The sequence below is a fragment of the Candidatus Neomarinimicrobiota bacterium genome (assembly GCA_030743815.1).
In the GTDB taxonomy this organism is placed as follows: domain Bacteria; phylum Fidelibacterota; class Marinisomatia; order Marinisomatales; family S15-B10; genus UBA2146.
Genome location: JASLRT010000047.1, coordinates 1 through 9,061 on the forward strand (window position 1 = coordinate 1; position 9,061 = coordinate 9,061).

10 protein-coding genes are annotated in these 9,061 nt (G+C 51.0%); 9 read left to right on the forward strand and 1 reads right to left on the reverse strand.

The window, feature by feature from the left end:
• Positions 1 to 247 precede the first annotated feature (247 nt).
• The 6 genes from QF669_04355 to thiI all read left to right on the forward strand — a co-directional run bounded on the left by QF669_04355 (position 248) and on the right by thiI (position 5,777).
• A complete protein-coding gene (locus QF669_04355; protein ID MDP6456675.1) occupies positions 248 to 1,642 on the forward strand; it encodes a DASS family sodium-coupled anion symporter in 1,395 nt (464 codons plus the stop codon).
• Between the two features lie 42 nt (positions 1,643 to 1,684).
• Entirely contained in the window at positions 1,685 to 2,563 is an 879-nt protein-coding gene (locus QF669_04360; GenBank protein ID MDP6456676.1) for a universal stress protein, read from the forward strand.
• Positions 2,564 to 2,569: 6 nt separating this feature from the next.
• Positions 2,570 to 3,376: an SDR family oxidoreductase gene (locus QF669_04365; protein MDP6456677.1), complete on the forward strand. Its 807-nt coding sequence runs from the start codon at positions 2,570 to 2,572 to the stop codon at positions 3,374 to 3,376.
• Positions 3,373 to 3,507 (forward strand): hypothetical protein, encoded by a 135-nt coding sequence (locus QF669_04370; GenBank protein ID MDP6456678.1) that lies wholly within the window; start codon positions 3,373 to 3,375, stop codon positions 3,505 to 3,507. Before QF669_04365 ends, QF669_04370 begins: the two co-directional genes overlap by 4 nt.
• Positions 3,508 to 3,607: 100 nt before the next feature.
• Positions 3,608 to 4,465 carry a class II glutamine amidotransferase gene (locus QF669_04375; GenBank protein MDP6456679.1) on the forward strand — a complete coding sequence of 286 codons (858 nt, stop codon included), beginning with the start codon at positions 3,608 to 3,610 and terminating at the stop codon, positions 4,463 to 4,465.
• Between the two features lie 136 nt (positions 4,466 to 4,601).
• Positions 4,602 to 5,777 carry a tRNA uracil 4-sulfurtransferase ThiI gene (thiI, locus tag QF669_04380; protein ID MDP6456680.1) on the forward strand — a complete coding sequence of 392 codons (1,176 nt, stop codon included), beginning with the start codon at positions 4,602 to 4,604 and terminating at the stop codon, positions 5,775 to 5,777.
• 47 nt (positions 5,778 to 5,824) lie between these two features.
• Here the strand turns inward: thiI and QF669_04385 are convergent, their stop codons facing one another.
• On the reverse strand, positions 5,825 to 6,682 hold the full coding sequence (locus tag QF669_04385) for an EamA family transporter (GenBank protein MDP6456681.1): 858 nt from the start codon (positions 6,680 to 6,682) through the stop codon (positions 5,825 to 5,827).
• Positions 6,683 to 6,865: 183 nt separating this feature from the next.
• On the opposite strand from QF669_04385, the gene QF669_04390 reads away from it, so the two are divergent.
• The 3 genes from QF669_04390 to QF669_04400 all read left to right on the forward strand — a co-directional run.
• Positions 6,866 to 7,294, forward strand: coding sequence for a hypothetical protein (locus tag QF669_04390; protein ID MDP6456682.1), 429 nt, complete (start codon positions 6,866 to 6,868; stop codon positions 7,292 to 7,294).
• Positions 7,295 to 7,426: 132 nt separating this feature from the next.
• Positions 7,427 to 8,434, forward strand: coding sequence for an AmmeMemoRadiSam system radical SAM enzyme (gene amrS / locus QF669_04395; GenBank protein MDP6456683.1), 1,008 nt, complete (start codon positions 7,427 to 7,429; stop codon positions 8,432 to 8,434).
• A 93-nt stretch (positions 8,435 to 8,527) separates the two neighbouring features.
• On the forward strand, positions 8,528 to 9,061 hold a 534-nt coding region (locus QF669_04400; protein ID MDP6456684.1), incomplete at its 3' end, for a carboxypeptidase-like regulatory domain-containing protein.

The window sequence follows — 9,061 nt, forward strand, 5'->3', positions numbered from 1 at the left end:
AAATATGGTGATATTCAGGTAGATACGAACAGGTCCTTTGAAATCTACAAAGAGTGGTTGAAAATGGCTCGTCCTGGCCCTGGTCCTAACGGCCTGCGCCGGCCACTTTGGATGGCGAGAACACTCCGGCCGGCTGATGAAGCTTACTATATCAAATAGAGAGAATCATACCAGATTTCCTGAGGCGTTCTGAACTCGGCTCGAGAACTTGTGGTTCTTCACACAAGTTCGGCTGTAAACTTCCGCAGTGATTGCCAACATCATATACTGGTTTACCCAGAGGCGTTGGCTCTTCTTCGCCTTTTTATGCGGGCTTTTCCTCTTTCTTCTTCCTACGCCTGAAGGCTTAACCCTGTACGGCTACCGGTCGATTATTATTGTTGTGGTGGCTGTCTTGCTCATCATCTTTGAACCTCTCCCTCTGCCGGCTATTGCGCTTCTGATGGTTATTTTTCAAGTACTGTTCGGCATATCTTCACCCAACGATGCTGCCTCTTCCTTCATGAGTGATGCAGTCTTTTTTATTATGGGGTCGCTGATGCTGGCAGTGGCTATCGTGCATCAGGGCCTCGATACGCGACTTGCCCTCGGTATTATACGACTTGCGGGCCACCAGACGTGGAAGATTGTTTTCGGCTTTATTGCGGTCTGTGCCATCCTCTCATCGTTTATCGGTGAGCATACGGTAACCGCAATGATGATGCCGGTAGGGTTGACACTGATTCGTCACACAAACAAGGATCCCAAGAAGGTATCCAGTCTCACCGGACTGATCCTATTCTCTATCGCTTACGGCAGTGCCATGGGTTCCATAGGGACACCTTCCGGCGGCGGCAGGAACGTCATTATGATCGGCTATCTTTCCCAATTCGGCATTGCTGATATATCGTATCTCGAATGGATGAAATATTCTTATCCGGTACTTCTGCTGGAGATTCCGTTGGCAGCACTGATACTGTGGTGGACTTTCCGTCCCGAGAAAATGACTCTCGATTCTGCCGTTCGCAAGTTGACGGTTCAGGTGGCAAAAAGCGGCAAAATGACGGGGCGGCAAATCTTTGCTATTGCTGTCTTTGTCATTGTTTTCCTAGGGTGGGTATTCCTCAGTCCCAGGATCGGCCTCGGCATCGTTGCTCTGATCGGTGTGGTGCTCTACCTCTCCTTTGGACTCGTGGAGTGGCAGGAGCTCAACCGTAACACTAACTGGGGTGTGATTCTTCTATTTGGGGCGGCCATCTCTATAGGTTTTCAGATGAAGGAGACCGGCGCAGCTCTCTGGGTCGCTACAAAGGCAATTGATACACTCACTCTTATCACGCCAGACGTCGATATGCTACGAGGCATAACATCAGTCATTCTTACAGCGGGACTAACCAATCTTCTAAGTAATGCCGCCACGGTGGCTGTCATTGGACCGATTGTTCTGAATATGGGTGGTGATCCGGTGCTCATCGGGATTGCCACAGCGGTGGCGTCATCTTTCGCGTATCTGACAGTTGTGGCATCTCCTACCTGTATGATTATTCACTCCAGTGGTCTGGTAACAGCTAAAGACTATCTGAGAGCAGGCTGGAAAATGTTCCTGATGTCAATTCTGATCCTGTTTCTTGTCTCTAATTTCTGGTGGCCGCTACTGAGGTAAAGTTTTGATGTATCTAACTAGATCAGCTAAATTGATTTCGGTATGAAGTTTCTATTGGCAATAGGCAGTAAGGAATATTCAGAACCGACGCTTCAGATCGGTTCACAGATTGCCAAATCTTTTGATGCGCATCTCGGTATCGTGTATGTCGGTTCCAAACCACGGCAGATATATGAGAGCAGGGTCAGCCTTGCCCGAGACAGTCTGGCAAGGTGGGAGATCTATCATCCAGGTGTTGAAGTGCTGCACTGGGCTTTCGATTACCTGCGCAAATCAGGATACCTAGAAGAGAAAGATGAGAACGGTTTTCATCCTGAGAACATAGTAGAAGAGGCCAGCCGTTTCAGACTGGTGCTGCCCGGCAGCTACGGGCGCGATGTCAGCCTGATCTTAAGAGAGGGTGATATCATCGAAGAGTTGCGCAAGGAGTGCGGCCAGGATAGCTATACGCTGTCCATTATCGGCGGCAGTAAGGGGAGGCGGATGGCCCACAATCTGCTGCAGTATATACCCACCTCAATGTTTGTTGCCAAGGATGTCGATCAGAAAAAGAAATACAAACTTTTACTCTGTGTGGATGATTCAAAAGCTACCAAAAGGGCGGTTCGGTTTGGGGCAACTATCGCCGGCAATCTGGATATGCATGTTAATATACTCACTGTCTCGAAGACAACCCGTTTCGGCACCGGCTACAGTCGCGCGGCCAAGGCGGCGGCGCGCTACCTCCAGTCTAATAATGTTTCTCATGATCAGCAGTTCGTCACCGGTGATCCTGTAGAAACTTTTGTGGAATATGCGGGAGACGATCACATAATCGTAATGGGAGATTCGGGGCAGTCCGCTCTCAAGAAATTCTTCACCGGCAGTAAGCCTATAAGAACACTCGAAAAGGCAGTAGGTCCCATCCTGGTCGTCCGGTAGCTTCTTGTGGATGTCGTGGAATGGCAAGACCGGTACGGCCCGTGGGCACTGGTCACCGGCGCCTCCTCCGGTATTGGGGCTGAATTCTGTCGTCAGTTAGCCGCGAAAGGTCTCAACATTATTCTGGTTGCCCGCCGGGAAGACCGACTCAGTCAAGTGGCAGCGGAAATTGAACATAACTACGCTGTCGAGACGCTAACCGTTGTCCAGGATCTCGCGGCCGGGGACGCTACCGCACGCGTGCTGTCGAATGTTGGCGAGCGGCAGATTGGGGTGCTTGTAAACAACGCTGGTTTCGGGTTGGTGGGCAGATTTCATGAACTGGATCGCCACCGCCACTCTGAAATGGTGCGGCTCAACTGCATCGTACCGGTAGAAATAACTCAGGCATATCTGCCGCAGATGGTATCATTGGGTAGGGGCGCAATCATCTTTCTCGCCTCAACGGCCGCCTACCAGGCGACGCCCTATTTTTCTCTGTACGGCGCTACAAAAGTTTTCAATCGATTCCTAGGCGAGGCACTGTGGGAAGAGTATCGTGCCAGTGGTATCGACGTGATGGCCCTCTCGCCAGGCTATACAGATACGGAATTCCAGAAAGTTGCAGGAATGGGAGATCGATCGTACGGTGTCGGGTCGGTCACGTCTGAAGAAGTTGTCTCAACCGCATTGAATGCTCTGGGCAGGGTGCCGTCGGTTATCCACGGCAGGCAGAACCGTTTTCTCGCTTTTGTGCAGCGGTTTCTGCCACGGCGGGTCATCCTCAAGATGACAGGCTTCATCATGAGAAAGATGGAGCGCACCCGAAAATGAATTACGCAGGACTCCATTCATGGGACGTTTCCATACCTGAGGCGAAGAAGGTTCAGCAGAGTCTGAGGGAGAAACTAATCGTCGAACCGCTCACGGCGAGTATACAGTACGTCGCCGGCACCAGTGCGTGACGAAATCGATTGATGTTTATCCGGTGCTGAACTAATATTTTTGTCAAGCTGAAGAGTAAAGGAAGAATCATTCGGTGATATATTAAAGGAGTTGAGTGATATGTGTCGTTTTCTGGCTTACAAAGGTGCACCTATTCTGATGGACAAGCTTCTGTATCAGCCGCGGAACTCCCTGGTGACGCAGAGTTTCCGTGCCCGTGAACGTGAAGAACCTCTCAACGGTGACGGCTTTGGCGTCGGCTGGTACCAGCCCGAGATTGATACCTTACCGGCTGTGTTCCTATCCGTACAGCCCGCTTGGAACAATATGAATCTGCGTTACCTTGCGCCTAAAATTCAATCACCGTGTATCATCGCCCACGTGCGGGCTGCCACCCACGGCGGCGTCTCTGAAACCAACAGTCATCCCTTTCATTACGGCAATTTGCTGTGTATGCATAACGGTAGTATCGGAGGCTTCCGCGTGATCAAACGGGCGCTGCGGATGAGGCTGTCTGACGGTATCTACGACTGGATAAAAGGCGAAACCGACTCGGAACACTTCTTCGCCCTGTTCCTGGAGAAGCTTTATCAGAACGGTGATTCCCATGAGACTGACGATCTGGTACAGGCACTTTGCGAGACGATTACCGAACTGAAGGAACTTCTTAACGACCACGGAATCACGAAGCCGTCGTTCCTCAACGTGGTCATCACCGATGGTAATTCAGTTGTTGCGACCAGGTATGTCTCCGATCACAATATGGAACCTCATACACTCTACCACTCGGAGGGACGCTGTTTTGAATGCATCGATGGCGTCTGCCGCATGACCAAGGGAGATCCGCAGGATCACGCCGTGCTGGTTGTGTCGGAGAAACTTACTGACGTCAGTGAGGACTGGAACAAGGTACCGCCGAATCACTTCGTTGTTGTGGATAAGAACCTTGCCATTTCTATCCATCCTGTTGATGAGTAGTCACTGTGGGGTTGCAACAGTGAGAAGTAACCGATGAATGCTGACCCTAGACACTTTTCTCCTCGATTTGCCGGCGGAACTGAGTCTCAAGATTGAGATTCCCGGGTGATTGCGGCCGAGCCAAACTGAAGCGAAGATGAGACCATCCCACATTCTGTGCCACTACTCCGAAATCGGCCTAAAGGGAAAAAACCGGCGATTCTTTGAGGATAAGCTGAGGAACAACATAAAGAAATCGCTTCAGCGCGCGGCCCCCGATTCGTTCAGTTCAGTTCGCAGACTTCACGGCAGGATTCTCGTCAAGCTGACTCCTGAATCTGACGCTTTATGTCCCATGATGGAGACAGCCCTTCAGAACACTTTTGGACTGGCATACTTCGCTTTCGTCCGCAAATCTAAGCAGGACCTGGATGTTCTGTGCCGGGATGCACTCGAAGCTTTCGATGAACTGGAGTTTGACAGTTTCCGCATCACCGCCCGCAGAGGGGGTCAAGAGGTGCCGTTCAGCGCTAGGAAGGTCAATGAAGTTGTGGGTGCCCACATCTTGGAGCGGCTGAAAAAAAAGGTCAACCTGGGAAATCCTGACGCCACCTGTTTTATTGATATGTTTCAGGCGATGGCATTTGTTTACACTGAACGTATTGTGGCGCGAGGAGGATTGCCCGTAAGTTCAAGCGGGAAGGTGGTGGGCATGCTGTCGGGAGGCATCGATTCTCCCGTGGCGGCGTACTATGCCATGAAGCGCGGCGCGAGGGTTACGTTTGTTCATTTCCATTCGATGCCTTACACAACGCGTGCCTCCATCGATAAAGTTCATGAACTGATTCAGATTCTGAACGGTTTTCAGTATCGAGCCAAGCTTCGACTGATTGAACTTGCTCCCATTCAGAAGGAAATCATGACTGAGACGCCTGCACGTTACCGGGTCATTTTCTACAGGCGCTTCATGTTCAGGATCACCGAAGCAGTCGCGAGAAGGGAGCGGGCGCACGCTGTAGTGACTGGGGAATCGCTGGGACAGGTTGCGTCTCAGACTTTGGAGAATATGGATGTCATCGAGAGTGTGACAGCTATTCCAATCTTGAGACCGCTGATCGGAATGGACAAACAGGAGATTATCGATGTCGCTCGTGATATTGGTACTTACGAAACCTCCATTCTACCGGATCAGGACTGCTGTTCGCTCTTCGTTCCCGAGAGGCCGGCGACGAAGGCGAGACTGGCTGATGTGGCTAAAGCGGAAGAAGCCCTAGACGTGGAAGGACTTGTCAACGAAGCTCTCGACACGGCAGAGTTAGTGAACATTCCTTGATGCTGCGAGGCCATAAATGACTACGCAAAATCCCCGTAGCGCCCGGTTCACCTACTTGATGATAACGCGGAACGGCTCGAGGCAAGACCGTGCATAGCCAATGTTGACAGGACTAGAATACCACCGGCAATAGCCCACTGGCCGGGCTGCTCACCGTGGAGAAGGAATACCCAGACAGGATTCAGGATCGGTTCCAGCATGGTGAAAAGGACGGCCTGAAAAGCCTCTACGTGTTTAATCGCGCGGCTATAGAGCAGGTACGAGACGCCGAGCTGTAGAACACCCAGCGCGAGCAACAAGCCGATCTCCTCGACAGGGGGAATCTCCGATCCAAGCAAGAATGGCATTCCGACAGCCGCGGCAATGAGGTTGCCCAACAGTACCGACTCCACGGGCGACCCCCGTTTCTGTTTGCGAAGGAAGAGCGTCATCCATCCGAAACAGATCCCACTCAGAACTGCCAGAATGTTGCCCCAGAATCCGGCCGGTGAAAGTTTATCCAGGAAGAAGATGACGATGCCGGTCATGACGGAAAGAACAGCCAACCAGTCCCTCACTGACGATTTTTCGCCCAGGAACCATGGTGCGAACGCAATGACGGATAAGGGTGCGGTGTACATTAACAGAACTACGTTGGCCGCCGTCGTCAGTTTATTGGCAACCACATAGAGAATGACTGTCGCGGCATAGGTTACCGCACCGCCCCACTGATAGGGTGACCATGTAAATAGCGGTTTCCTTATTTTCATCATGATTACAAGGGCCGCGATGAGACTTCTCGCTCCCGCAATGGCGAAGGGATTCAAGTTGATGGACTTCACCAGAATCCCGCCGGTGCTCCATAACAGGGCGGTGACTACCAGAAGGGAGACAGCTTGGGGTTTTGAGATGGATGAATCTGTCATCTGTTCACACCTGAACGAGAAGGAGAATATAGTAAGGAGAATCAGGTGTGGCAAATCAGCATCATGGTTTCGTCCGCGACTGACAGCTTAAAAAGACAATGTGTTTTTGTTCCGGTTGTTAGTAAATTTAAGGGTAGCTTTTTACTTAATAGTGTTGAATAACCTATTTGACGGAGAAACCCTTTGAAGTGGAATAAGCAGAAGTTTATCAAGGAATTGCAGAAAGAGGCTTCCCGCGAAGTCGTGAAAGTCGGTGAACGGCTCTGTGACTTTACTGAAAGCGCAGCTGATGAGGCTTCCTGGGGCAGGGGCTCTGAATATGGGACCCTGACCTATAAATCTCAATCTGATCACGGATTGATTTCACTCTTCCAGATGACCTCTCGTGGTCAGATCAAGTTCCAGATCAATAACCTGAGACAGAAGGGTGTAGCAAAACCGATTCTCAGGGATTATCTCATCAAGCTGGAATCAAACTTCCTGAGAGATTATGATGAGGAAAACTACCCCATCGACAGCTTTGAGGAGATCATTGAACTATTCACTACGTCGACGCAGTTGGATAAATTTATCACCTGTATTGAGGGAGTTACCTATCGTCTGCGGCAGTAAGTAGATAGCCTCGACTGACACAGTTCTGGCCCTTCTGGCTTACGCCGGAGGGGCTTTCTTTTTCAATTGACTGTCCACAGAATGAGGAGAAAACCCCAAGATTGAGTCCAGAACTTTGTAGTTTCCAGTGTGATGAAACTGGCAAAATGGTGGGAACCGATAAAGAATAACCGGGTTCTCTGTACCCTTTGCCCGCGATTATGCAAAATTGGAGATGGCCAATCAGGATTTTGTTTTGTACGTAAGAACGAGGGCGGTGAACTCGTCCAGACCGCCTACGGCCGCGCCGCCGGCTTTGCTGTTGATCCCGTTGAGAAGAAGCCGCTGAACCACTTTCTGCCTGGAACGCCCACACTCAGCTTCGGCACGGCGGGATGTAACCTCGGCTGCCGGTTCTGCCAGAACTGGGACATGTCCAAAGCGAAGCTGGACAATCTCCACTCTCGACAGGTGACGCCCCAGGAAGTGGTGCAGTTGGCCAAAAAACAGAAGTGTCCCAGTATTGCCTACACGTACAACGATCCCACCATCTTCGCCGAATTCGTTATCGATGTGGCCAGGGCGGCCCGCAAAGAGGGTATCAGGAACGTGATGGTCACCAACGGTTACATCATGCCGGAAGCGAGGAAAGAGGTCTATTCTTATATCGATGCCACCAACATCGACCTGAAAGCTTTCAGCGAAACGTTTTACCACAAGCTGACCTTCTCTCATCTGGATGATGTTCTTGATACCATTAACTGGCTTGTGAACGAGACCAATGTCTGGGTGGAGATCACCAATCTGATCATCCCGGGTCACAATGACGATATGGGCGAGATTGGGGAGATGGTTGACTGGATTACGGACCATCTGGGCGACGAGGTACCCCTCCACTTCACGGCCTTCCATCCTGATTTCAAGATGCTGGATACTCCGGCTGCGCCAAAATCGACCCTCACGAAAACAAGATATCTAGCCATGGAGAGGGGGCTGAAGTATGTGTACGTGGGGAACGTGTTCGACAGCGAGGGGCAGACCACCTTCTGTCCCAACTGCCACAAGCCGCTCATAGAACGGAGCTGGCACTCAATCCTGGAGGTCAATCTGGATGGGACGCACTGTAGCTGTGGGCAGGAAATTCCTGTAATCTGGAAGTAACACAGGTAGATCTTTGACAGCCGATCGCTCATTCGGAAATTCTACATATGTCCACTTGGGTTTAATGATCTAATGATGCGAGGTTACATATTTGTGAAGAATCTTCTTATTTACCTCATACTGGCACTCTTGATTTCTGGTCTCTCCGCGGATACGGGTATCATCCGGGGGGTAGTCCTTGACGAAGCGACGCAGCAGCCTCTCATCGGCGCTAACGTTATGATTGTGGATACCCACCTCGGCGACGCCACCGATCTGGAAGGGAAGTTTGAGATAACAGGGATCGGCGTCGGAACGAGGCATCTTCAGGTGAGCATGATGGGCTATGAGAAGAGGGTATTTCTCAACCTGATGATCACCACCGCGCGCCCTCTGAACCTGATCATTGAGCTAAAAATGGAGTCCCTTGAAGGGGAAGCCATAGAGGTGACAGGGAAGGCTTTCACACGCTCTTCGGCGTCTGTCTTGAGTACCATGCATGTAGACAACTTTGAGATTCGTAGTGATCCTGGCGGGGCGTTTGATATCCAGCGGATGGTGCAATCCCTGCCATCGGTAACATCCGCGAGCGATCAGGAAAACGAGATCATCACTCGGGGAGGCATGCCAGGAGAGAATCTTTTCCTT

Coding starts and splice junctions, on each gene's coding strand:
- QF669_04360 (MDP6456676.1), top strand. CDS start 1,685: ATGAAGTTTCTATTGGCAATAGGCAGTAAGGAATATTCAGAACCGACG.
- QF669_04370 (MDP6456678.1), top strand. CDS start 3,373: ATGAATTACGCAGGACTCCATTCATGGGACGTTTCCATACCTGAGGCG.
- QF669_04375 (MDP6456679.1), top strand. CDS start 3,608: ATGTGTCGTTTTCTGGCTTACAAAGGTGCACCTATTCTGATGGACAAG.
- thiI (MDP6456680.1), top strand. CDS start 4,602: ATGAGACCATCCCACATTCTGTGCCACTACTCCGAAATCGGCCTAAAG.
- QF669_04385 (MDP6456681.1), bottom strand. CDS start 6,682: ATGACAGATTCATCCATCTCAAAACCCCAAGCTGTCTCCCTTCTGGTA.
- amrS (MDP6456683.1), top strand. CDS start 7,427: ATGAAACTGGCAAAATGGTGGGAACCGATAAAGAATAACCGGGTTCTC.